This window comes from Methylobacterium fujisawaense, from assembly GCF_039619325.1.
Lineage (GTDB): Bacteria > Pseudomonadota > Alphaproteobacteria > Rhizobiales > Beijerinckiaceae > Methylobacterium > Methylobacterium fujisawaense.
In genome coordinates, this window is sequence record NZ_CP155000.1 from 113,031 (window position 1) to 135,464 (window position 22,434).

Genomic DNA, 22,434 nt, shown 5'->3' on the forward strand with positions numbered 1-22,434 from the left:
GGGGACTAGACCGTGTCGCGGCGCTCGAGGGCCGCCAGGATCGTCTCGCGCACGCCGTCGCGATGGTCGTGGATGTCCGCGTTCGGGATGCGGAGCAGGGCGAAGCCGAAAGATTCGAGGATTTCGGTCCGCATGGCGTCTCGGACGAGCTCGGCATCGGTGGAATGCGTTGCCCCGTCCACTTCGACGATGAATTTGGCCTCTATGCAGGCAAAATCGACGATGTATCGGTCGATCGGGTGCTGGCGGCGGAATTTCCAGCGGTTCAGGGCGCGGTTTCGCAGAACGCGCCAGAGCTTAGCCTCGGTGGATGTCTGGGTGCGGCGCAGGCTTCGGGCTCGCGGGGTCGACTTGATCACTGGACTGGCCCGAAAGGGTGATTGCGAGTCCAGGCGATGTTACTGGCACATCGCTTGTGCGGGGCCACCTCCAGCTTGAATTCCTTGCCACCGGCTCAGAATAGAGCGCGGGTCCCCTCTCCCGTTCGGGAGAGGGACAGGGTGAGGGGTGCGACCTATCCGGAAAAACCTGATCCCTCACCCCAACCCTCTCCCGCACGGGAGAGGGGGCACGTCGTGGCTTGCGGACACCGATCTGTAATCAACAGGGGGGCACACTCGGCAGCCGCTCACCCCAGCTTGTAGACCGCCGCCAGCTCCGGATCCTTCGCGGCCACCAGCTTGGCGAGATCCACGATGACCTTGGCCTGCTTCCAGGTGGCGTCGTCCTGCATCTTGCCGTCGAGCATCACGGCGCCGGTGCCGTCCGGCATGGCCTCGACGATCCGGGCCGCGAAGGCCACCTCGGCCGGGTCCGGCGCGAAGACCCGCTTGGCGATCGCCACCTGGCTCGGATGCAGCGTCCAGGCGCCCGCGCAGCCCATCAGGAAGGCGTTGCGGAACTGCGCCTCGCAGGCCGCGCCGTCGGAAAAGTCACCGAACGGGCCGTAGAAGGCCTTGATGCCGTTGGCCATGCAGGCATCGACCATCTTGGCGATGGTGTAGTGCCAGAGATCCTGCTGGGCGCTGGCCCGGGGCGCGTCGCCCGCCGGGTCCGCGATCACCCGGTAATCCGGGTGGCCGCCGCCGACCCGGGTGGTCTTCATGCCGCGGGACGCCGCGAGATCCGCCGGCCCGAGGCTCATCCCGTGCATCCGCGGCGAGGCGGACGCGATGGCGTCGACGTTGGCGACGCCCTCGGCGGTCTCCAGGATCGCGTGGACCAGGATCTGCTTCGTCACGCCGTGGCGCGCCTCGAGCTGGGCGAGGAGCTGGTCGATGTAGTGGATGTCCCAAGGCCCCTCGACCTTGGGCACCATCACCACGTCGAGCTTGTCCCCGACCTCGGCCACGATCGTGAACAGGTCGTCGAGAATCCAGGGCGAGTTGAGGGCGTTGATCCGGGTCCAGAGGCCGGTGCCGGTGGCGGCGAAGTCGGTGGCCTGGGCCATCGCCACGAAGCCCTTGCGGGCCGCCTCCTTCTGGTCGGCCGGGACCGCGTCCTCCAGGTTGCCCAAAACCACGTCGACCGTGCCGGCGAGCTCCGGCACCCGGGCGCGGACCTTGTCGTTGTGGGGCGGCACGAAGTGGATCATCCGCTCCAGCCGCACGGGCAGCTCGCGGAACGGGGCCGGCGCGCCGGTGGCGAGGGGCTGGAAGAAGCGGCGGGGCAGTTTCATCGGGTGCCTCTTGTCAGGGCTGGCGTCTGAGCCCCGTTAAGGCAGCTGGGGCGGGCGCGTAAAGCCGCGCCGCGCCGAAGTGGTCTCGAACTTTCGGCTCAGACGGTCGTCAACCCTGTCGCGCTTCAGCCCCGGCTGCCCCGACGCCCGGCCAGGCCGATCCGGTTGAGGATGCCGCCGGCCTCGCTGCCGGCCACCACCACGAGGCGCCGGACCTCGCCGCGCAGGAAGGCCTGCAGGAAGCGGTTGTAGTCGCGGAAGGAGACGCAGCCGTTCGAGGCGCCGGGCTGCCGCAGCATGTAGGTGTGGGCCAGCAGGCCGTCGCGGCCGTGGATCGCGGCGCTGCCGCCCACCGGGTTGAGGCGGATCGCCCGGACCCCGTGGAACAGGCGCTCGCGCTCGGTCAGCGTGTAGGTGCCGGGCGGCGTCGAGCCGCGCATGCGCAGGTGGACGTAGCGCGGGTTGTCCATGGCCTCGCCGAGGCCGGAATGGGCCTCCAGCACCTCGCCGGAGGGCAGCGTCACCGTGCGGGCGGTGATGTCGTAGACGGCCGTGCCGGCCACCGAATCGGGCTCCGGGCTGATCCGGGTGCGCGGCGCCTCCTGCGGCAGGGCGTCCGGGCTGGCATAGGCCAGCGCCTGACGGGGCTCCTGGCGGCTGTCCTGTGACGGGGCCGCGGCACCGACCCCGAACAGCTTCTCGAAGAAGGACGGCTCCTCGGCCATCGCGGCGCGGAACACGTCGCGGGTCCGGGGCAGGGCGCGGGTCGCCACCCGCGTGGCCGGGACCGCGGGCGCACGCCGCAGCTCGGGCGGACGCGACACCGGCAGCGGCACGAGGACGGAGGCGGGCGCGAGGGCGGCGGGCGTGGGCTCGGCCGCGGCGATCCGGACCGGGGCGGCCGGCGCCTCCGTGGTCGTCTCGCCCATCTTGGCCTGGGCCATCCGGCTCTGGGCCATCCGGATCTGGGCCTGCTCGGCCGTCTGCGCGGCCTTGGACTGCTCGGCCCGGGCAACCTGCCGGGCGATCTCGCGGACCGCCGGGGACGGCTCGGCACGGGCGATCTGGAAGGTGGCGGTCGGCGGGGCCTCGCCGAAGGCCGTCGCGGAACCGGAGCCCAGCGCCGGGCTCGGATCGAGCATCCAGGCGATGCTCGGATTCGGCGCGGCGTTGCGAGCGGCGTGCCGGATCGGGGCGGCGACCGGCGGGAGCCCGGACATCGCCCCGGTCGCGGCGACGGTCTGCTGGTCGATCCGGGCCGGCCCCTGCGGGTGGCTGAACACGGCCCAGCCGGCCAGGGTTATGCCCGTCAGGGAGATGAGCGCCGTCAGCCGGGCGCGGCGGCGCGCGCGCCGCATGGCGCTCGGGTAGGGCGCCCGGGTGCGGATGACGGGATCGTAGACGGTCTCGACGTAGGTGATGCGCGGCGGCGCCCGGCGCAGGGGCGCCGCGCTCGGATACGCAGTCTGGAACGCGGCTTGGGACAACGCAGCCTGGGCCATTCGGGGAACTCGCGTACGCGCTTCCCCGTGGGCAGCCGCCGCCGTTCGCCCGCGAAAGCTTGTTTCCGCGCACGTGGCCTGGGTCGCCCGTCTGGGGAGGACATCAACCGTCCACCCCATTAAGCCGTGCTGTGGTTAATCCCCGCTAAAGAGACAGTTTCCGCGCGCGTTCCCGTGTTGGGACACAGCCTCAGATCGCCTGTCCGGGCGTGTCCATGGGCCCGTGGCGGCGCGCGACCAGCAGGCAGAGCAGGGCCACCGGCACGCCGATCAGGGACGTGCCGACGAAGAACCACGTGAACCCGGTCCGCTCGATCACGAAGCCCGAGAACCCGGCGAGCAGGCTGCCCGGCAGGGCGCAGAGCGAGGTGAGCAGGGCGTACTGGCTCGCCGCGTGCGCGGTCGCCGAGAGCCGCGACATGTAGGTGATCAGCACGATCGACGCGAAGGCGTAGGCGAAGCCGTCGATCCCCACGGTCAGCGCGAAGGTCCAGAACGCCGCCCCGCCATGGCCGCCGTGCCACGCGAGATAGGCCAGCGCCAGGTGCGAGGCCGAGGCCGTCACGGTGCCGATCAGCAGGCTCGCCATCATGCCGATCCGCGGGATGATGGCGCTCGCCAGGAAGGTGCCGCCCAGCGCGATCCAGAAGCCGAACAGCTTCGTCACGGTGGCGATGTCGGTGTTGGAGTAACCGAGCGTCTTGAACAGGGGAATCGCCATGGCGTTCGAGACGTAGCCGGGCATCCGGAAGCCCGCGACCAGCGCCAGCACCGGCACGGCCAGCGGCCCGAGCCGGGCGAGGAGGTCGCGGATCGGCGCCCAGACGGTCTCGACGAAGCCGCCGGTGGCGGGCGTCTCGGGGGCGGGGGGCTCGGGGGCGAGCAGGGCCGCGATCGTGCCGGGGGCCATCAGGGCCGCCATGCACAGGTAGGCGGCGCGCCAGCCATAGGCGTCGGACAGGTAGAGGGCGCCGGCGCCCGCCGCGAGGTTGCCGATCCGGTAGCCGATCTCCGACCACGACGACATCAGCGCCTGCCGCTCCGGGGGCGCGGCGGTGATGCGCCAGCCGTCGATCACCACGTCCTGGGTGGCGCCGGCCACGCCGAGCGCCAGGGAGAACGCCACCGTCCAGGCGAGCCAGTGGGCCGGATCGCCGAAGGCGACGCCGGCCAGCGCCAGGGCCACCAGGATCTGGGTGGCGACGATCCAGCCCCGGCGCCGCCCGAGCCAGCGGCCGATGAGCGGCGCGTCGTGGCGGTCGAGGAAGGGGGCCCAGAGGAACTTGAGCTTGTAGGCGATGGTCAGCTCGCTCATCAGCCCGATCGTGGCGAGCGGCACCTGCGCCTGGACGAGCCACGCCGACTGGGTCGCGTAGACGAGCAGGAACGGGATGCCCTGCGCGAAGCCGAGCCCGAGCACCGCGGCGACGCGCCGGTCGGTGAACAGGGGGGTGAGGAAGGCGTTTTTCTCGGATCTTGCCGGATCGGACGGGGCGCTGGCTGCGGCCGGGTTTGCCATCCACGCGTCTCCTGGGATTCGCGACGGAGAGAGCAGAGATGGGCGGGCGGTGCAACACACACGGCTTTCCCACCTGCCCCCTCATCCTGAGGTGCCGAGGCCCACTGACGCGGGCACCTCAGGATGAGGGAGTCTATCGGGCGGATCGTTACGCCGCCTTCTTCCCCCGCTCGGCGATCTTCACGAGGCTGCGCAGCACCTCGGTGGCGGTCTTGAGCCGGGCCGGGACCGTATTCAGCTCGCGCACGAACACGACGCTCATGTCGGGCCGCACCTTCGCGAAGGAGGCCTGCTCGGCCACGTAGGCGACGAGCCCCTGCGGGTTGGCGTAGGAGCGGTCGCGGAAATGGACCACCACGCCCTTCGGCCCGGCCTCGACCTTCTCGACATTCGCCTTGAGGCAGAGGATCTTGATCGTGCCGATCTTGAGGAGTTGCTCCACCTCCGGCGGCAGCGGCCCGAACCGGTCGATGAGCTCGGCGCCGAAGCTCTCCATCTCGGCATCGTCCTGGAGGGTGGCGAGGCGCCGGTAGAGCGCGAGCCGCGCGCCAAGATCCTCCACATAGGTCTCCGGGATGGTCACCGGGGCGCCCAGCGCGATGGTCGGCGACCACGCCTCCTCGGGCACGTCCTCGATGCCGGCCTTGAGCGCCGTCACCGCGTCCTCCAGCATCTGCTGGTAGAGTTCGTAGCCGACCTCCTTGATGTGGCCGGACTGCGCGTCGCCGAGCAGGTTGCCGGCGCCGCGGATGTCGAGATCGTGGCTCGCGAGCTGGAAGCCCGCGCCCAGGGTGTCGAGGCTCTGGAGCACCTTGAGGCGCTGCTCGGCCTGGGCGGTGAGCTGGCGGTTCGCCGGGGTCGTGAACAGCGCGTAGGCCCGGGCCTTCGAGCGACCGACCCGGCCGCGCAGCTGGTAGAGCTGGGCCAGCCCGAACATGTCGGCCCGGTGGACGATCAGCGTGTTGGCGGTGGGGATGTCGAGGCCCGATTCCACGATCGTGGTCGAGAGCAGCACGTCGAACTTGCCCTCGTAGAAGGCCGTCATCACGTCCTCGAGCTGGCCCGCCGCCATCTGGCCGTGGGCCACCGCGACCTTGATCTCGGGCATCTCGGCGTCGAGGAATTTCTTGACCTCCGCCAGATCCTCGATCCTGGGAACCACGTAGAAGGACTGGCCGCCGCGGTAGCGTTCGCGCAGCAGGGCCTCCCGGATGGTCAGCGGGTCGAAGGGTGTCACGAAGGTGCGCACCACCAGCCGGTCCACCGGCGGCGTCGCGATGATCGAGAGCTCGCGCACCCCCGTCATGGCGAGCTGGAGCGTGCGCGGGATCGGCGTCGCCGACAGCGTCAGCACGTGGACGTCGGCCTGGAGCGCCTTCAGCCGCTCCTTGTGGGCGACGCCGAAATGCTGCTCCTCGTCCACGATGATCAGGCCGAGATCCTTGAAGGCGATGTTCTTGGCCAAGAGGGCGTGGGTGCCGACCACGATGTCGACCGTGCCGGCGATGAGCCCCGCCCGCGTCTGCTTCATCTCCCCGGCGGAGGCGAAGCGGGAGAGCTGCGCCACCTGGACCGGCAATCCTTTGAAGCGCTCCGCGAAGGTCCGGTAGTGCTGGCGGGCCAGCAGCGTCGTGGGGACGATCACCGCCACCTGCTTGCCGGAGATCGCCGCCGCGAAGGCGGCGCGCAAAGCCACCTCGGTCTTGCCAAAGCCGACATCGCCGCAGACCAGCCGGTCCATCGGCCGGCCGGCATTGAGGTCGTCCAGCACCGCGTCGATGGCGTTGGCCTGGTCCTCGGTCTCCTCGAACGGAAAGCGGGCGGCGAATTCCCCGTAGAGCCCCTCCGGCGCCTTGAGGGCCGGCGCCTTCCGGACGAAGCGCTGGGCCGCGACCTTGATCAATTCACCCGCCATCTCGAGGATGCGGCGCTTCATCTTGGCCTTGCGGGCCTGCCACGCGCCGCCGCCGAGCCGGTCGAGGGCGACCTCGGAATCCTCCGAGCCGTAGCGGGTCAGGAGCTCGATATTCTCCACCGGCAGCAGCAGCAGGCCGCCGGTGTATTGCAGCTCCAGGCAATCGTGCGGGGCACCCGCGGCGTGGATCGTCTTGAGGCCGACGAACCGGCCGATGCCGTGGTCGGCATGGACCACGAGGTCGCCGGGCTGGAGCGCCTGCACCTCCAGGATCACGTCCTGGGGCCGCTTGGCCTTGCGCTTCTGGCGGACCAGCCGGTCGCCCAGGATGTCGCCCTCGGAGACCACCGCGAGTTCGCCCGCGGTGAAGCCCGCCTCCAGGCCCCAGACGGCCACTGCCGCGTCGGTGCCGCGCTTCAGCGCGTAGACGTCGGTGAGCCGGGTGATCGCCACCGGCTTCTTGAGGCCGTGGTCGGTGAGCACGCCGCAGAGCCGGTCGCGGGATCCGTCGGACCAGGCGCCCAGGATCACGTGATGACCGGATCCCTGGAGGTCGCGAATATGCGCCACCGCGGCGTCGAACACGCTGGCATTCTCGTCGGCCCGCTCGGGGGCGAAGCTCCGCCCGGCCTTGGCGCCGCAATCGATCACGGCGCGCTCCGTGGATTCGGGCTGCGCGAAGGGCGTCAGCCGCGCCACCGTGGCGGTGGCGATCCGCTCCTTCAGCTCGTTCGGCGTCAGGTAGAGGGCCCGGGGCGGCAGCGGCTTGTAGGGGGCGACGCCGGCCTGCGGCGTCTTCATCGCGCCCTCGCGGGCCTGGTAATAATCCTGGACGAGGCTGATCCGCTCGGCGGCGGCGTCCTCGACCTGCGGGTCGAAGACCAGCGGCACGCCGCCGAGATAGTCGAACAGCGTGTCGAGGTGGTCGTAGAACAGCGGCATCCAGTGCTCGAGGCCGGCGTAGCGGCGCCCCTCGCTCACGGTCTCGTAGAGCCGGTCGTCCCGGGTCGCCGCGCCGAAGCTCTGGATGTAGCCCTGGCGGAAGCGCCGGATCGTCTCGGTGGTGAGCTGGACCTCGCTCATCGGCATCAGGTCCAGCGAGCGGAGCTGCCCGGTGGTGCGCTGCGTCTCCGGATCGAAGGCGCGGATCGATTCCAGCGTGTCGCCGAAGAAGTCGAGGCGGATCGGCGCGGCTAAGCCCGGCGGCGACAGGTCGAGGATGCCGCCGCGCACCGCATACTCGCCGGTGTCGCGCACGGTGCCGGTGCGCAGGAAGCCGTTGGCCTCGACCCAGGCGACCACGTCGTCCATGGACACGACGTTGCCGATCGCCGCCGAGAACGCCTCCTTGGCGATGTGGGTGCGGGGCGGAACCCGCTGCACCAGGGCGTTGACCGTGGTGCAGAGGATCCGCGGGCGGTCCTCGGCGGAGCGGGTGCGGGCGAGGCGGGCGAGCGCCGTCATCCGGGCGGCGGCCGTGGCCGTGGTCGGCGAGACCCGGTCGTAGGGCTGGCAGTCCCAGGCCGGCAGGCTCATCACGTCCATCTCGGGCGCGACGAAGCCGAGCGCCGCCTGGAACGAGGCCGAGCGTCCGGAATCCCGCGCCACGTGGACCAGCACGGCCGGCGCGTCAACGGTGGGCGCCAGGGCGCGGGCGAGGTCGGCGAGCGCCAGCGCGTCGAAGCCCTCCGGGGCGTTCGCCAGGACCGGGCTGTCGCCGCGCTTCAGGGCGTCGATCGCCCGGGCGAGCGCCGAGGATTTCGGCAGGGCGAAGCGCGCGACCTGCGGCTTGGCGGCGGGGGCGGGGGGCTTCGGCTGAGGCTTGGCCATCGGGTCTTTCGCGGGAAATCCCGCCGGGCGCGTCAGGGGTATAGCTCGGGTGGCGTTAGCCGATCGGGCCGCCGCGATAAAGCATGGCGGCGGCGGCCGGGCGGCGGGACAAAGCCTATATGGACGCTCCGTCGCGGCAGGGAACGGCCCTGCGCCGATGGGCGGCCGATCGTCGGTGAGCCGGGCTCAGGATGGCGCGCGGGTCCCCTCTCCCGCATGGAAGAGGCCGCGGCCCGCGCCGCGTCGGGGCCGGGGATACCCCGGCGCACGCCCCTCAGGCGTCCGGCCCGACGATCTCCGCCAGCGCCGCCTCGACCCGGCCGCGGAAGAAATCCGCGTTGGGCATGTGCTCGGTCATCGCCCCGGCGCGCACCGTCGCCTGCCGCAGGATCTCGGCGCGGAGCGCCGGATCGGAGCGCTCCATCATCTCCAGCATGATCCGCACCACCAGCTCGGTGGCGATCGACCGGGCCGGGTGATCGTAGTTGGGCTTGGGTTCGTCCATCGCGGGCACTCTCGACCGGTCGCTCTCAGGAATGGATCGGCGCGTCGTGCCGGTGGAACGCCCGGACGCGCCGCCAGACCGACGTGTCGTAGTTCGACGGCGTCTCGACCTCGCCGGTGAGCCACTTGAACAGGTCGCGGTCCGGCACCTCGATCAGCGCCTCGAACTGGTCGAGCTCCGCCTCCGACAGGTCGCCGATCTCGGCATCGGCGAAGCGGCCCATGATCAGGTCCATCTCGCGGATGCCCCGGTGCCAGGCGCGGTAGAGGAGGCGGCGGCGGCGCGGATCGAGGTCGGCGCTCGTGCGGGTGGTGCCGGACATGGATCTCGGACCTCGGCTGAGGAAGGGCAGGAGCAGGGACGAGGGCTAGATAGGCGCCCGGGACCGGCGGATCCAGAACGGCGGCGCCCCTGGGCGGGTTACAACCGGCGCACGGGCGGCGTACGAGGCCCCAAAAACGAATTGCCTCCGGCGGGCGCTCCGTTATCTCGGGCTGCAACGCCCCGGACGGGGCGGCGAGCGGGAGCAGGACGATGCCGAAGGCGATCCGGGTCTACGAGTACGGCGGCCCCGAGGTGATGCGCTTCGAGGACGTGCCCCTGGCCGAGCCCGGCCCCGGGCAGATCCGCGTCAAGCAGGCCGCCATCGGCGTCAACTTCATCGACATCTACTTCCGCACCGGCGCCTACAAGTCCCCGCACATGCCCTACACCCCCGGCAAGGAGGGCGCCGGCACCGTCACGGCGGTGGGCGAGGGGGTCTCGCAGTTCAAGCCCGGCGACCGGGTCGCCTACGGCTCGGTGGCGGACGGCTGCTACGCCGAGGAGCCGGTGATCCCGGCCTCCGCGGCCGTGCCGATCCCCGAGGGGGTCGACGAGAAGACCGCCGCCGCCATGATGCTCAAGGGCCTGACCGTCGAGTACCTGCTGCACCGGACCTACGCGGTGAAGCCCGGCGACACGATCCTGTGGCAGGCGGCCGCCGGCGGCGTCGGCCTGATCGCCTGCCAGTGGGCCAAGCACCTCGGCGCCACCGTGATCGGCACCGCCGGCAGCCCCGAGAAGGCGGAACTCGCCAAGCAGAACGGCTGCGACCACGTCATCCTCTACCGCGAGGAGGATGTCGCCAAGCGCGTGCGCGAGATCACCGGCGGCAAGGGCGTGCCGGTCGTCTATGACGGCGTCGGGCAGGCGACCCTGATGGGCTCGCTGGACAGCCTCGCGCCGCTCGGCCTCCTGGCGAGCTTCGGCTCGGCCTCGGGGGCGATCACCGGGCTCGACCTCGGCCTGCTGGCCCCGCGCGGCTCGCTCTACGTGACCCGCCCGACGCTGGCGACCTTCACGTCGGACCGCGCCACCCTGGAGGAGGCGGCCGCCCGCCTGTTCAAGGTGGTGCGCGACGGCGCGGTGAAGATCGCGGTGAACGCCACCTACCCGCTCGCCGAGGCGCAGCAGGTCCACCGCGACCTCGCGGGCCGGGAGACCACCGGCTCGATCGTGATGCTGCCCTGAGGCCCGCGACCGTGACGCCCGGCAACGCCGACCTGCTCCTCGTCGTCGACGTGCAGGTCGATTTCCTGCCGGGCGGGGCGCTCCCCGTCCCGGGGGGCGACGCGGTGGTCGGACCGATCAACGCGCTCCAGCACCGCTTCCGGCATGTGGTGCTGATGCAGGACTGGCACCCGGCGGATCACGTCTCCTTCGCCGAGACCCATCCCGGTCGGGCGCCGTTCGAGACCATCGTGCTGCCCTACGGGCCGCAGGTGCTGTGGCCCCGGCACTGCATCCAGGGCAGCCGAGGCGCCACCTTCGCGCCGGGGCTCGCCACCGACCGGGCGAGCCTGGTGGTGCGCAAGGGGCTGGATCCGCGGGTCGACAGCTACTCGGCCTTCCTCGAAGCCGACCGGGCCACGCGCACGGGCCTCGCGGGGGCGCTCAGGGAGCGCGGCATCACCCGCGTCGCCGTGTGCGGCCTCGCCACCGATTTCTGCGTCGCCTGGAGCGCGCTCGACGCCCGCGACGCCGGCTTCGAGGTCCTCGTGGTGGAGGATGCGGTGCGCGGGATCGACGTGGACGGGTCGCTGGCGCAGGCCTGGGCGCGGATGGAGGCGGCGGGCGTCCGCCGGATCGCGGCGGCGCAGATCGGCTGAGCGCCGCGGGGCGCGGGAGGCGAACCGCCGCATGCCGCGCGGGAGACCGCCCCCGCCCCGACGCGTTGGCCCGACATCGGCATCCGGGCAGGATGCCAGTCAGGAGCCAGCATGTCAGGCAAGCACCCGAAGACCGACACGCCGACGGACGCCGACCTCAAGGGCAATCCCGGGATCGGCACGTCGAAAGGGATGAGCGGCGCCGACCCCGCGGATCTGCAGGCGGATTCGACCTTCGAGGGCGACGTCGACAACGAGACGAAGCGCGACGGCGGCGTCGACCCGGACCACCGGCCGCGCAAGAACGCCTGACCGAGCCGGGGTGACGGCACGCCCGGGCCGGCCCGGCCCGGGCGATCCCGGTCAGCGGGCGCGGGCCGGCGGCTTCGGCCGCTGCGGCGCCGGCCCGGTCGCGAACCCGGCGGACGGGCCGCCCGCCGGGACGTAGAGCTGGGCGGGGCTCGCGGTGTAGCCCAGGAGCTGCGCCGCGTTGGCGGCCCCGAAGGCGGCGGTGCCGTCGGCGCGGGCGGCGCCCACCGGGACGGTCAGCAGGAGCGCGGCGGACAGGGCCAGGACGGCGGGCTTCGACATGGGACGGCCCCTTCGGTGCGCGCGGTCCCGGGGAATGCCGGTCCGCGCCGGATGGATCCCATGTGGGGGCGGCCGCGCGGGCCCGGCGTGCGCGACCGCACGACGATCCCGCGTCGCATCAGCGCGGGCCGCGCGACGGCGCTCCGCGACAGGGCCCCGCGACGGGGCGCCGCCCCGCGACGGGGCGCCCCGTCAGAGCGCCAGCCCGAGCTGGAGCGGCGCCTCGGGCGCGTCCTGCGCGAAGCCCGACAGCGACACCCCGATCAGCCGCGCGCTGCGCCGCAGGGGGAACAGGCCGGCGAGCAGGTCGAGGCCGATCCGCTCCAGCGCCGCCCGGTCGGCGACGGGGACGGACAGCGACTTCGCCCGGGTGACTTGGGCGAAATCCGAGAATTTCAGCTTCAGGGTCACGGTCCGGGCACGCATCCCCTTGGCCTCGGCCCCCGCCCAGACCTTGTCGAACAGCGGCGCCAGCCGGGCGGCCAGGACCTCGAAGGCCGCCGTATCCTCCGAGAAGGTGGTCTCCGCCCCGATCGACTTGCGCACCCGGTGGGCGCGGACCGGCCGCTCGTCGATCCCCCGGGCGACCGCGTGGTAGTAGGCGCCCGCGGAGCCGAAGGTCTCGCGCAGGCGCTCCGGCGTCCAGGCGCGGAGATCCGCCCCGGTCTCGATCCCGAGCCGCTTCATCTTCGCCTCGGTGACCGGACCGACGCCGTGGAACCGGCCGATCGGCAATTCGGCCACGAAGTCCGGCCCCATGGCGGGGGTGATGACGAACAGGGCGTTCGGCTTCCTGTGGTCGGACGCCACCTTGGCGAGGAACTTTAAAGCGTACCTACCACCGTCAACTGAGAGAGAGAACGTTGCAGCGAAAGGGGTTTTTCCTCTCCAGCCATCGCCGAGTGTAAACTATGCCTCTGATTGGTCGCCAATCGAAGCGGCATTTCAGATCGTACCACGTCCCTGTCAACTGGCATGAAGTGTGGACCGGAAGGATGGCTCGATTGAGCGTCGGTTCTCCACGGAGTACATTTCGGGAACAGGAGCAGCCTAGGGCACCGATGCCCTCAGCAGCATCCAAGACCAAGTGATGCTCGATACCGAACAGAGTCGTCCGCAGATACCAACCTCTTCCGGTGCTCCGTCCAAGGAGGGACGTCAGCGCAAGGTGATCCATGTGGACATGGATGCCTTCTATGCGAGCGTAGAACAGCGGGACAACCCGGACCTGCGCGGCAAACCTATCGCTGTTGGTGGATCGCGCGAGCGCGGCGTGGTCGCGGCGGCAAGCTACGAGGCGCGCCGCTTTGGAGTCCACTCGGCCATGCCATCAGTGACAGCTAAACGCTTGTGCGCTGATCTCGTCTTCGTGAAACCGCGCTTCGAGGTCTACAAAGAGATATCTCTCCAGATCAGAGCAATCTTTGCCGAGTACACCCCCCTGATCGAGCCGCTATCCCTCGACGAAGCGTACCTCGACGTGACAGAGAACCTGCGGGGCATTGAATATGCAACCCAGATTGCGAAAGAGATTAGAGCCCGCATCTGGGACGAGACACGGCTCACTGCATCGGCCGGTATCAGCCCAAACAAATTCTTAAGCAAGATGGCATCCGATCAGAACAAGCCGAATGGTCAGTTCGTGATTACCCCGGAAATGGCTCCCGCCTTCGTCGAGGGGCTTCGGGTCGGCAAATTCCACGGCATCGGGAAGAAAACCGAAGAGAAGATGAACCGCCTCGGCATCTTTAAGGGACTGGATCTGAAGGCGGCGTCAATGGAGTTTCTCCACCAGCACTTCGGCAAGGCCGGAAGCTATTATTATTGGATCTCCCGCGGCATTGACGAGCGTCCCGTTCGACCGGATCGCATTAGGAAGTCCGTCGGGGCCGAGAATACTTTCGAGAGCGACCTTTCCTCCTATGGCGAGATGAAGAAAGCTCTGGCCCCGATCATCGACAAGGTCTGGAATTACTGCTTAAGAGCGGATCTGCGTGGACGCACCGTGACGTTAAAGGTCAAGTTTTCAAGCGACAACCGGAACTGACCCCTTCGCGTCACGAGGATCTGACCCCCATGCCGGTTTCCTCGCCTAGACGGGCGTGGGGTTGGGGACGATAGCGGCCCTCTGTAGAAGTCCGCTGCGACGCTTCTCGCGCAGGCGGTAGCTGTCACCGCGGATGGTGACGACGTGGCTATGGTGCAGCAGCCGGTCGAGGATGGCGGTGGCCACCACCGCGTCCCCGAACACGCTGCCCCACTCGCCCACCGCCCGGTTCGAGGTCACCAGCATCGCGCCGCGCTCGTAGCGGCGACTGACGAGCTGGAAGAACAGGTGCGCGGCATCCGGCTCGAACGGCAGGTAGCCGAGCTCATCGATGATCAGCAGCTTCGGCTTGGCATAGTGCGTCAGCCGCTCCTCCAGCCGCCCCTCGGCGTGCGCCTTGGCCAACTGCGCCACGAGCGTCGTGGCTGGGGTGAACAACACGCCGTAGCCGGCCACGATCGCCGCACGCCCGATCGCCACCGCCAGATGCGTCTTGCCCACCCCGGGTGGTCCGAGGAGCAGCACCGCCTCACCGTTGGCGATGAAGCGGCCGGTGGCGATCTCGCGGATCTGCGCCTTGTCCAACGAGGGCTGTGCGCCGAAGTCGAAGCCGGTCAGGTCGCGCACGAACGGGAAGCGGGCCAGCCCGAAGGCCATGTCGATGCGCCGCTGATCGCGCCGGGCGATCTCCCGCTCGCAGAACAGCGTCAGCGCCTCGCGGATCGTCAGTTCGCCCCGGCCGGCCTCGTCGATCAGGCTGTCGAGTTGGTCACGCATGGCCGTCAGCTTCAGGCGGTCGAGCAGTACGGTGAGGTGATCGTGTTCCTCGCTCATCAGAAGCCTCCCCCGGCGACAGCCTCGTACTCGGCGAGCGGACGCAGCAGTTCCGGCGTCGCCACGAGAGGAGGCGGGTCGCGCCGATGAGCCGGTCGCTCACGGCTACCCACGAGCCCGGCCAGATGAGCGTCGTCGACCGCACGGCCGTGACGTCCCTTCAGTTCGGCATGCGCGGCGACCTCCCGTCCGCCGTGGTGGACGCGCACCACCGCTCCGCTCACGGTGACCCGCACCCGCTCACCGATCAGCCGCCAGGGTACCGAGTAAGCGTTGCCGTCGACCGCAACCGCGCAGTCCGCTCCGACCCGGCGCACGAGATCGCGCGCGGCGGAAAACGGCGGCACGCCCGCGAGCGGCCGTAGCGCCCGAGCCTCGTCGCGGGCGAACCGCTCGCCCGGCGCCTCGCCGGTCGTGCCGTGCACGCGCCGGTCGGCGACGTCCCGCGTCCAGGCATCGAGATGCGCCTCCAGGGCTGCGAAGCTCGCGAAGCGGCGGCCGGCCACGGCATTGTTCTTGACGTAGCCGACGCCGCGCTCGTCCTTGCCCTTCGTGCGCGCCCGGTACGGGGCGCAGGCCCGCACCCGGAAGCCCCAGTGGCGGGAGAAGGCGTGCAGGCGCGGGTGCAGGACGACCTCGCGGCTCACAGGGTCGTGGTGCAAGACCAGGGCGCGAGCGTTGTCGAGCAACACCTCGTGTGGCACGCCGCCGAAAGCCCGGAAAGCGCTCTCCAGCCCGGCGAACCAGTCCTCCTGCCGTTCGTGGCCGAAGGCACGCACGTGCAGGCGGCGCGAGTAGCCGAGCGTCGCTACGAACAGGGAGACCCGAGTCGGCACGCCGCCGATCTCGACGCGCCGTTCGCCAAAGTCGATTTGCATCTGCTCGCCCGGCCGCGTCTCGAACCGCACGCTCGCCCGCGCGGCGATCACCAGATCCCGCCGCAACGGCGCGACCGCCCGCTCCACCGTGCGCAGGCTGACGTGGATGCCCTTCTCGGTCGCCAGATCCTGGCGCACGACGTCGGCGTTGCCCGCATGCTGCCGGAAGCGTTCGACCAGCCAGTCCGCCAAGCCGTCGAGCTGCTTCGAGCGCGAGGGCGTCGCGCAGGGGCGCCAATCCCCCCGTCGCAGCCACTGCTTCACCGTGTTCTTCGAACAGCCAAGCTCGGCTGCGATCCGCTTCGCGCCCCAGCCGAGCGCCTGCAGCCGCATCATCGCCGACACGTCGTCCGGCGTCTTCATCTCGGCCCTCCACGGATCGTCCATCCGCGTCAGAGCCTGAGCCTCGTTCCTGATCATCTCGACCTCCTCGCTCATCGAGGGGGTCAGATCCTCATGGCGTCAGGGGGTCAGTTTGCCGTGTCGCCTGACACAAGTACGAAGATTTTCGGCAGATCACGCGAAGTCGCACCGTCCAGGAAGATATCACTGATAGGGACAGCATTGCTCGGATCAGCGAAGAGTTACTCGTAGGATTGTTCCCCATGCCGAAAACAGTCCGTCTCCTTGGAGTGTCCCTTTCGGGGCTCAATACGGAGGCAGACGAAATCCGCGGGGATGATAGCCCCCAGCTATCACTTAGTCTCTAGAGGAACAATCCAGGCTCTATCAAACCCTTCGCTCAATGAACATGGCGCAACTGCTCAGACCGATAGCGCGACATCACGCGCAAGCGACGCTGGCGGCTGTGTCACCACCCGCTCCAATAGCCGGAGGTCGCCAACCAGGACCACGCGTCGTTCGGCGCGGGTCAACGCCGTATAGAGGAGCGCCCGGTCAAAAAGACGACCGGGGGACAGGGGTACGACGACGGTGCCCCACTGCGATCCTTGGGCCTTATGGGTGCTGATCGCATAGGCGAGGTCCATTTGAGCCGATAGATCCTCGGCCATGAACTGAAAAGTTTGGCCGTCAAGCTGCGCCGTTAGCTGGTCTCCAGTTACGGTCAGGACATGGCCCATGCTGCCGTTCCAAAGCCCCCGCTCATAGTCGTTCTTGGTCCAAATGACCGGGTCGCCCTCGCTAAACCGCCTCAGCCGGGGACTGCCGTGAGCATTGTAGCGGTGAAAGTACGTATTGATCGAAGCAATCCCGGCAGGTCCGGCGTAGGTTGATCCTACGACCTGCACGTCCTCATCACGCAGGTCGTCGCGGACCCGTTCAATTGCTCCGATTATTTCATCCTGCCGGCATCCGATGACGCTGCATCCCATCCGGCCGGTCTCGTAAACCGGCAACCGCGGCAACACGCCATCGCGGACAGCACGGGAAACGGCTGGAATGCCCGTCGCCTCGTCAGCCCGCATCATGCGGGTCAGGTCAACGCGAGGGATCCGAGGGGTCGAAACGAGCCGGTGCAGCGTAAGGCCATAGCCTATTGGAGCTAGCTGGGCGACATCCCCGACCAGCAGCAGGCTCGCATCTTCATGAAGGTAAAACAGGATGCGGTAGAGCGTGGGCAGATCCAGCATGCTGGCCTCGTCCACCACGACGAGCGTGTGAGCTCCCGTTTCTGCGCGACCCTTCGAGGCATCCCACAGCCAGGAGGCAATCGTTCGGGCTGGTCTCCCGGTTGCATCTGTCATGCGCTTGGCAGCCCTCCCGGCGAGGGCAAGCTGATGTACATGCACGCCGAAGTGTTCGCCCGCTTCATTGATTGCCCGGAGCGTTGTAGTCTTGCCGACACCTGCGCCGCCGGTCAGGATCGAGAACCGATGGCTCAGCGCCATCATGACCGCCTTGGCCTGCTCGCCGGTCAGAGGATGCGGCGCAACGGTGCTGTAGCGCCCCAAGAAGGACGACATTGCCTCTTGGCTTGGTCTGCTCACCAGAAGGTCCTTGCGACCGTTGGCGTCATCTAGGGCCGCCCGGATCCGGGCTTCGATAAAGCGCTCGGCATAGGCGGCCCCCGCAGGCTGATAGCCCCCGGAACATGGGATGGCCGCTCCGTCTTCCACCGCTGCGGTCAGGGCGCGATCAGCCTCCTCAATTGTCCCTCCTAGGAGTTTCCGGACATGAAGGACGAGCGCTTCTTCGGCTGTGACTGTATGCTTGTCGTCGAGCCGGTCGTAGAGTGCGGCCTCCACCGCGCCGACCTGCCGCCGCGGGTCATTCGGCCGGATCCCAAGCTGTGCCGCGGCCTGATCCACCTCCGCCCAGGAGCAGAGCGTCAGTAGTCGGTAGGGATTTTCTCGCAGCTTAGCGAGGGCATCGTCGCCCCACAGATCCACGGCTTTGCGGGCGGAACGGTTGGAAATGCCGTGCCTGTCGAAGAACGCGACCGCCTCGGTAATGGCCCTCTGGTTTCTCCAGGCAGTGCAGACGATCTCTGCCTGCGTGCGCGGTAGGACCTCCGCCAGGCGCTCGACTTCGCCTTCGTTCAAGATGCCGTAAAGATCTTCTCCCAAGGCATCCCACATCCGCTGGGCCGTCGCCGGACCGATGCCGACGAACTCCGCCCGGCCTGCCAGGAACTGGACCACGTGGTGACCAGGAGGCAGGTCCTTTCCCGGAGCCAGACCGGCTGAGGCGGTCATGGGATCACCCGTCGGCCGGACGTTGCCATGTGATCAACGATAGCTTCGTAGCGGCGCAAGCGCCTTCTCAACTCGTGGCCCTCGCTGCGGGCGGCGGCGAGCTGTTGCTCAAGACGCATGATCCTGGCTTTGTCCCCGCTATGCCGTGGCTCGGGCTCTTCGGCCTCGGGCACGTCGATGCCCAATTCTTCGATGGCGTCATCCAGGGTCCGAGCGAAGCGGGGGTTCTGCTGAAACACTTCCCGGGCGAAGCCGCAGGCCCTTGCGACCGCAGTCTTGTTGACCTTACCGAGACGTCCCGGAAGTTTCAGTTTCGCTGCGCGCAGTCGCTCGATGAACTCGACGAGCTTTGCGTGGTTCTCTTCGCTAACCTCAAGGAACGATTTCTGCGCCATCACCGATTCTCCGAACGGTTGATCCGGCGCAGCGGTTGATCCAGGAAGGCTTCGTCCAGGTTGCGAGTGCTAGCGTTGACCGCCCAGCGGGCGAATTTCTCTAGCAGCGCATCGCGTACGGCCTCCAACTCGGTGACCTTCCGTTCCAGGTCGCGGATCTTCTGCTGCGTCCTGCTCAGCGCCCTTTTCTCCGGGGCCGGAGTCGGCTTTGCACCATAGGCGTTGTAGGCAGCCTTGATCTCGACGTAGTTGTTAAGCGCCTGCCGAGTATATCTTGCGCCCGTCTCGCGGGCGACCGCTTCGCAGAGCGCCTCCCACGTCAACCGCCCCTTCCACCTGCTTACCAAGGCGACGATATCCGCGATACGCTCCGACGTGAGCGCCGGGGCACGGCGACGCCGGACAGGCAGTTTCCGCAGTCTGCCTTTAGACATCACTGTTCCCTCCAGCGAGCGCCTGAACGTTGCCGTCATTTCGCGACAGCAGCGCGCCCAAGACATCCTCATGGTCGCGCATGGCCTGCTCGACGATGGAGTATCGGCCAGACTTGGCCAGCCGGATCAACGACCCGTCCGGCACGGTCGGGTCGGCCAGGATCGCTTGCAACTGCTCCAGGCGCTCAATCGTTTCTTGATGGGCGCGAACCCAGTCTTCTGATCCCTCGTACTCTTTCGATAAAGCCGTTTCGGCCTCCGTGAGGCTTCGACGCGCGCTCTCCACCGCAAGCGTCACCCTATCCAAGTGCCGGGGATCGTGGCCCTTGACGCAAACGTGCTTTGTGCAGTGCAGGCACTCCATGAACATCGTACAAGGTGAAGCGGCAAAGTCGTGCTCGCAGAAGCCGATCTCGGTTGCGTGGCCGTGGACTGCACAATTGGCAGCCTCGGCTCGCGTCATCGGCGGGTTCACCTTCAGCGCTGCCCCCTTGATCGTTGCCAGCTCCTTGTCCCGGCTGCGCTTCAGTTGCAGCATCTCTGCCGGTGTCCGATGGTCATAGGCAGCGTTCTGCCGGACATCCTTGCGACCGCTCCAAGCCGCAATCTCCATCTCCGACAGTCCGCCCCGCTGTGCCAGCGTATTTAAGTAATGGCGCAGTTGATGTGTCCTCAGGACGATCGGCTGCTCGGGAGTTGACAGGCCGAGCCTTGCGAAGACCCCGTCTGAGGTGTGGAAATTGTTCATGATATTGCTGTACTTCACCGGCGTGATCATGCATCGCCACCGGCCGCGCCCACGATCGGCGAACTCCTGCCGACGCACAACCATCAATGCTTCGCTGTAGTGAAGCCCAGTCGCTTTATCGAAGATTGGAAAACCGCGGGGCAACAAGGATAAGATGGCGCTTTCAACGTCCGAGAAGAGGAAAGCGAAGTGGGTGCGCCCGTTGGACGACCTCACTCCTCCTATCGGCTTGAGCCCGCGATCGATCGCCCAATCCCGTCCGTTGCCGGGCTCGTTGAAGCCTATGATGCGGGCGATGTCCTCTCCTTTGAGGTTTTTCCCCCGCAGATCAGTGCAGTCATCCGGCAAATAGAGACGGCTGGGATGCTTCTCATACCAAGCTGCGATGCGACGTGCCTCAGCTGTATGCTTCCTTAAACGCTCAATCGCTTCCTTGGCCACATCGGCCATGATTGAGGGAATGCCCTTAGCGAAGTCGTGGTGGCCTTTCGATCCTGCCCACCGAAGCATGTAGCCCTCGTCGCCCTCAGTCAGAGGCTTGATCTCGCAATCAAACGGAAGGGCGAACACCTCGTTGACGCGGCTGGGCGCGCACGCCAGCAGCGCCATTACCGCCGTGGGGATTGCATCACGGGGCTCATTGGCTCTACGGAAGGCTTGAGGGAGAGCCTGAAGTGCCTCGTCCGACGGCATCAACGCCGCACGCCGCTCGTCGATCGCGGATCTCTTGCACCATTCCCACGCCTGACCATGCTTCCAATCGATAGGCGCGTGCGCCGCCAGGTTCTTCTCCCTGAGGAATTTTGACAGCGATCCTAAATAAACGCCGACCCTAGCTCCGTGGTCACCATGTTTTCTTGCGGTAGCCAATTGAACGGTATGGTCGAGGATATGGGCGTCGACCATACCGAGATCGGGCACCATGGCTTTGTCTAAAAAAGCTGCAAGTATCTCCCTGAACACTCCGATCTCTGCCACAGGGGGAGACTTTCTCGTACTCCGGCCCACGAGATAACGAATGTAGGCTTTGGCTTGGCTTGCGAACGGCTCCGGCATCGGTGAGCCAATAGAGCCCCGCCGAGAAGCGAGTTCGACGAAATTGAGGAGTATCTTATGCGCCTTACCCCGCTGGTGATAGTAGCCAGTGACGTCCCAAGTCGGAGCGTCAAAGTCGAGATCGGCCCCAAACACAGTTAACTCGTCGCGGCAAAAGCGTACGAAGCGCTCCATGTTGGTCGAGGCGGCCAGATCAACCTTCGGGATAAAGGGGATTAAATTAGCCATCCCGGCCAACCTCCAAGGTGGCCGCTCTCGTGTGACACTGACGGACCACTTCGGCGCATGCGACGATCGTATCGTCGAGAGTGGTGGCGACGATCAAGGATCCGTCCGCGGCCATCCTCCTGCGCCGCGCGATTAGGCCATCGAGGATCGCTTCGTGCGGTCCGTCCAGCCACGGGTGGAACAAGCGGCACGTGTAGCAGGCGATCGGCTTGCCGAGACCGCAGAAGCCGTGCTTCCCACACCCGCCGACGTCAGCAGGCGCTTCGCCTTCGTTGACGGCCCCGAAGACATGTCGCTGGATACCGTGCTCCGAGCCATCGCCGCGCGTTGCGAGTGCCCCCGCGAAGCGCTGGGCCATAGGTGCCAGCAACATGGCGACCTTCTTGTCGAGACGTTGGAGCAGTTCGGAGCGAATTTCGACATAGCTCTGGGCAGCCGTGAGGGACGTGTGGTCGAGGACGGATGCGATCTCCTCGAGGGACTTACCTTCTTGGGCAGCTCTCGTGCCGACCGTCCTCCGGGCTCGCGTGGCGTTCACATTGATGGCCTCACCAGTCCGTTCGGACATCACGCCCAAGCCTTCCATCACGTTGATGATCCTCATCGCGATCGAAGAAGGTGTCGGCCTGGCAAGCGTCATCCCGCCGTCGAAGAACGTGCTACTCACGTGTACGGCAGGGAAGAGCGGCACCTCTTTAGGGTCATTCATCCCGCAGCGCCGCGCCTGTTCGCAGACGAACCGGGCTTGTGCCTCGATTACTATACCGACCTCTTCGATGAGCGGTCGGTCTCTGAACTGAGTGCGGTATCCTCCGCCCCGTTGCTTCGCCCGCGGGACGGAGAGAATGTAGATTTTCCCGACAGGGCCAGTTGTGATTTTCAAATCCCCGACCATCAGGCTGGCGATCTGGACCGGCCTGGGTCCGATCGCTCCGCTGAGAAGACAAAGCCCATAGTTATCGATCGAGATTTTGCCCACTGCAAAGGCCGCGTGCAGAGCCTTGTACAATCCATCGTATTCCAAGTTTGAATACGCCCCTTGAATTGGGCACCGTATCCTAACCGCGTGCGCCCTGTTCTTGTAGTATCGGGGCATGTCAGTGGCGGCGACGAATGCCTCCCTTGCGACCCCAGGTATGCCGAGCCGAGCCCAAGTCCGCACGACATCGTTGACGTCGGTCGACCGATGGCGATGGCGCTCCTTGAGAGAAGCCCGGTAATTCAACAAGTGAGCGGACGAGATCTCAATCGCGTCTGGATCATAGGCGGCGATGTTGAAAAGCAACGATCGCGCCCATTGGTAAGTTGTATAGACAGACTTCGGGTTTTCGCTGCGCAGCCGAGCGACCACAAACCCTTTGAACCCGGTCAATAAGGGATTGGCGACACCGATGTCGCCGAAGTGGAAGTTCCTCCGCCCAGTCTTGGTAACGATCACCCAGTCATTCTCACCAGGAAAATAGATAT

The 22,434-nt window shown here is 67.6% G+C and carries 20 protein-coding genes and 1 pseudogene; 5 read left to right on the forward strand and 16 right to left on the reverse strand.

The features are described 5' to 3' along the window. Positions 1-5: 5 nt before the first annotated feature. The 7 genes from ABC766_RS00775 to ABC766_RS00805 all read right to left on the reverse strand — a co-directional run bounded on the left by ABC766_RS00775 (position 6) and on the right by ABC766_RS00805 (position 9,271). Positions 6-359 (reverse strand): endonuclease domain-containing protein, encoded by a 354-nt coding sequence (locus tag ABC766_RS00775; RefSeq protein WP_345820636.1) that lies wholly within the window; start codon positions 357-359, stop codon positions 6-8. A 269-nt stretch (positions 360-628) separates the two neighbouring features. Then, positions 629-1,678, reverse strand: a complete 1,050-nt coding sequence (locus tag ABC766_RS00780; RefSeq protein ID WP_345820637.1) for a CoA ester lyase — start codon at positions 1,676-1,678, stop codon at positions 629-631. Between the two features lie 125 nt (positions 1,679-1,803). After that, on the reverse strand, positions 1,804-3,180 hold the full coding sequence (locus tag ABC766_RS00785) for a DUF2778 domain-containing protein (protein WP_345820639.1): 1,377 nt from the start codon (positions 3,178-3,180) through the stop codon (positions 1,804-1,806). A gap of 190 nt (positions 3,181-3,370) precedes the next feature. Then, positions 3,371-4,699 carry an AmpG family muropeptide MFS transporter gene (locus tag ABC766_RS00790; protein WP_043379658.1) on the reverse strand — a complete coding sequence of 443 codons (1,329 nt, stop codon included), beginning with the start codon at positions 4,697-4,699 and terminating at the stop codon, positions 3,371-3,373. Positions 4,700-4,847: 148 nt separating this feature from the next. Beyond that, a complete protein-coding gene (mfd, locus tag ABC766_RS00795) occupies positions 4,848-8,444 on the reverse strand; it encodes a transcription-repair coupling factor (RefSeq protein WP_043756801.1) in 3,597 nt (1,198 codons plus the stop codon). A 274-nt stretch (positions 8,445-8,718) separates the two neighbouring features. Continuing rightward, entirely contained in the window at positions 8,719-8,949 is a 231-nt protein-coding gene (locus tag ABC766_RS00800) for a hypothetical protein (protein ID WP_043351867.1), read from the reverse strand. Between the two features lie 25 nt (positions 8,950-8,974). Next, positions 8,975-9,271 carry a succinate dehydrogenase assembly factor 2 gene (locus ABC766_RS00805; RefSeq protein ID WP_043351869.1) on the reverse strand — a complete coding sequence of 99 codons (297 nt, stop codon included), beginning with the start codon at positions 9,269-9,271 and terminating at the stop codon, positions 8,975-8,977. Positions 9,272-9,483: 212 nt separating this feature from the next. Between ABC766_RS00805 and ABC766_RS00810 the strand changes: the two genes are divergently transcribed. The 3 genes from ABC766_RS00810 to ABC766_RS00820 all read left to right on the forward strand — a co-directional run bounded on the left by ABC766_RS00810 (position 9,484) and on the right by ABC766_RS00820 (position 11,411). Beyond that, positions 9,484-10,461: a quinone oxidoreductase family protein gene (locus ABC766_RS00810; protein ID WP_043379664.1), complete on the forward strand. Its 978-nt coding sequence runs from the start codon at positions 9,484-9,486 to the stop codon at positions 10,459-10,461. Between the two features lie 11 nt (positions 10,462-10,472). Then, entirely contained in the window at positions 10,473-11,099 is a 627-nt protein-coding gene (gene pncA, locus ABC766_RS00815; RefSeq protein ID WP_345820645.1) for a bifunctional nicotinamidase/pyrazinamidase, read from the forward strand. A 111-nt stretch (positions 11,100-11,210) separates the two neighbouring features. Continuing rightward, complete coding sequence (locus ABC766_RS00820) at positions 11,211-11,411, forward strand: hypothetical protein (protein ID WP_043350668.1); 201 nt, start codon at positions 11,211-11,213, stop codon at positions 11,409-11,411. Positions 11,412-11,462: 51 nt separating this feature from the next. Here ABC766_RS00820 and ABC766_RS00825 read toward each other — a convergent pair whose 3' ends face one another. Continuing rightward, the gene (locus ABC766_RS00825) at positions 11,463-11,690 is read right to left on the reverse strand and encodes a hypothetical protein (RefSeq protein WP_342141177.1); all 228 of its coding nucleotides are present in this window, start codon (positions 11,688-11,690) and stop codon (positions 11,463-11,465) included. A 192-nt stretch (positions 11,691-11,882) separates the two neighbouring features. Further along, on the reverse strand, positions 11,883-12,500 hold the full coding sequence (locus ABC766_RS00830; protein ID WP_425287545.1) for a DNA polymerase thumb domain-containing protein: 618 nt from the start codon (positions 12,498-12,500) through the stop codon (positions 11,883-11,885). Between the two features lie 280 nt (positions 12,501-12,780). On the opposite strand from ABC766_RS00830, the gene dinB reads away from it, so the two are divergent. Next, a complete protein-coding gene (gene dinB / locus ABC766_RS00835; RefSeq protein ID WP_345820646.1) occupies positions 12,781-13,737 on the forward strand; it encodes a DNA polymerase IV in 957 nt (318 codons plus the stop codon). Between the two features lie 45 nt (positions 13,738-13,782). On the opposite strand, the gene istB is transcribed toward dinB, so the two are convergent. Both istB and istA read right to left on the reverse strand, forming a co-directional pair. Then, on the reverse strand, positions 13,783-14,571 hold the full coding sequence (gene istB, locus ABC766_RS00840; RefSeq protein WP_127991182.1) for an IS21-like element helper ATPase IstB: 789 nt from the start codon (positions 14,569-14,571) through the stop codon (positions 13,783-13,785). Next, positions 14,571-15,869 carry an IS21 family transposase gene (gene istA / locus ABC766_RS00845; protein ID WP_427902312.1) on the reverse strand — a complete coding sequence of 433 codons (1,299 nt, stop codon included), beginning with the start codon at positions 15,867-15,869 and terminating at the stop codon, positions 14,571-14,573. The genes istB and istA overlap by 1 nt, the downstream gene beginning before the upstream one ends. A gap of 86 nt (positions 15,870-15,955) precedes the next feature. Between istA and ABC766_RS33950 the strand changes: the two are divergent. After that, positions 15,956-16,159, forward strand: a pseudogene (locus ABC766_RS33950) (DNA polymerase IV); the annotation flags it as partial. Positions 16,160-16,213: 54 nt separating this feature from the next. Here ABC766_RS33950 and ABC766_RS00850 read toward each other — a convergent pair. From ABC766_RS00850 to ABC766_RS00870, 5 genes are all read right to left on the reverse strand, one after another. After that, complete coding sequence (locus ABC766_RS00850) at positions 16,214-18,106, reverse strand: ATP-dependent RecD-like DNA helicase (RefSeq protein WP_345820648.1); 1,893 nt, start codon at positions 18,104-18,106, stop codon at positions 16,214-16,216. Continuing rightward, positions 18,103-18,501, reverse strand: coding sequence for a hypothetical protein (locus ABC766_RS00855; protein ID WP_345820650.1), 399 nt, complete (start codon positions 18,499-18,501; stop codon positions 18,103-18,105). Before ABC766_RS00855 ends, ABC766_RS00850 begins: the two co-directional genes overlap by 4 nt. Continuing rightward, on the reverse strand, positions 18,501-18,824 hold the full coding sequence (locus ABC766_RS00860; protein WP_345820652.1) for a hypothetical protein: 324 nt from the start codon (positions 18,822-18,824) through the stop codon (positions 18,501-18,503). Before ABC766_RS00860 ends, ABC766_RS00855 begins: the two co-directional genes overlap by 1 nt. A 103-nt stretch (positions 18,825-18,927) precedes the next feature. Further along, the gene (locus ABC766_RS00865; RefSeq protein WP_345820653.1) at positions 18,928-20,967 is read right to left on the reverse strand and encodes a hypothetical protein; all 2,040 of its coding nucleotides are present in this window, start codon (positions 20,965-20,967) and stop codon (positions 18,928-18,930) included. Then, on the reverse strand, positions 20,960-22,405 hold the full coding sequence (locus ABC766_RS00870; protein ID WP_345820654.1) for a hypothetical protein: 1,446 nt from the start codon (positions 22,403-22,405) through the stop codon (positions 20,960-20,962). Before ABC766_RS00870 ends, ABC766_RS00865 begins: the two co-directional genes overlap by 8 nt. Positions 22,406-22,434: the final 29 nt, after the last annotated feature.

Bases quoted from the DNA above. Each gene is read 5' to 3' on its own strand.
- ABC766_RS00780 (WP_345820637.1), bottom strand. From the start codon at position 1,678: ATGAAACTGCCCCGCCGCTTCTTCCAGCCCCTCGCCACCGGCGCGCCG.
- ABC766_RS00785 (WP_345820639.1), bottom strand. From the start codon at position 3,180: ATGGCCCAGGCTGCGTTGTCCCAAGCCGCGTTCCAGACTGCGTATCCG.
- ABC766_RS00790 (WP_043379658.1), bottom strand. From the start codon at position 4,699: ATGGCAAACCCGGCCGCAGCCAGCGCCCCGTCCGATCCGGCAAGATCC.
- mfd (WP_043756801.1), bottom strand. From the start codon at position 8,444: ATGGCCAAGCCTCAGCCGAAGCCCCCCGCCCCCGCCGCCAAGCCGCAG.
- ABC766_RS00800 (WP_043351867.1), bottom strand. From the start codon at position 8,949: ATGGACGAACCCAAGCCCAACTACGATCACCCGGCCCGGTCGATCGCC.
- ABC766_RS00805 (WP_043351869.1), bottom strand. From the start codon at position 9,271: ATGTCCGGCACCACCCGCACGAGCGCCGACCTCGATCCGCGCCGCCGC.
- ABC766_RS00810 (WP_043379664.1), top strand. From the start codon at position 9,484: ATGCCGAAGGCGATCCGGGTCTACGAGTACGGCGGCCCCGAGGTGATG.
- ABC766_RS00820 (WP_043350668.1), top strand. From the start codon at position 11,211: ATGTCAGGCAAGCACCCGAAGACCGACACGCCGACGGACGCCGACCTC.
- ABC766_RS00825 (WP_342141177.1), bottom strand. From the start codon at position 11,690: ATGTCGAAGCCCGCCGTCCTGGCCCTGTCCGCCGCGCTCCTGCTGACC.
- dinB (WP_345820646.1), top strand. From the start codon at position 12,781: ATGCTCGATACCGAACAGAGTCGTCCGCAGATACCAACCTCTTCCGGT.
- istB (WP_127991182.1), bottom strand. From the start codon at position 14,571: ATGAGCGAGGAACACGATCACCTCACCGTACTGCTCGACCGCCTGAAG.
- istA (WP_427902312.1), bottom strand. From the start codon at position 15,869: ATGATCAGGAACGAGGCTCAGGCTCTGACGCGGATGGACGATCCGTGG.
- ABC766_RS00850 (WP_345820648.1), bottom strand. From the start codon at position 18,106: ATGACCGCCTCAGCCGGTCTGGCTCCGGGAAAGGACCTGCCTCCTGGT.
- ABC766_RS00855 (WP_345820650.1), bottom strand. From the start codon at position 18,501: ATGGCGCAGAAATCGTTCCTTGAGGTTAGCGAAGAGAACCACGCAAAG.
- ABC766_RS00865 (WP_345820653.1), bottom strand. From the start codon at position 20,967: ATGGCTAATTTAATCCCCTTTATCCCGAAGGTTGATCTGGCCGCCTCG.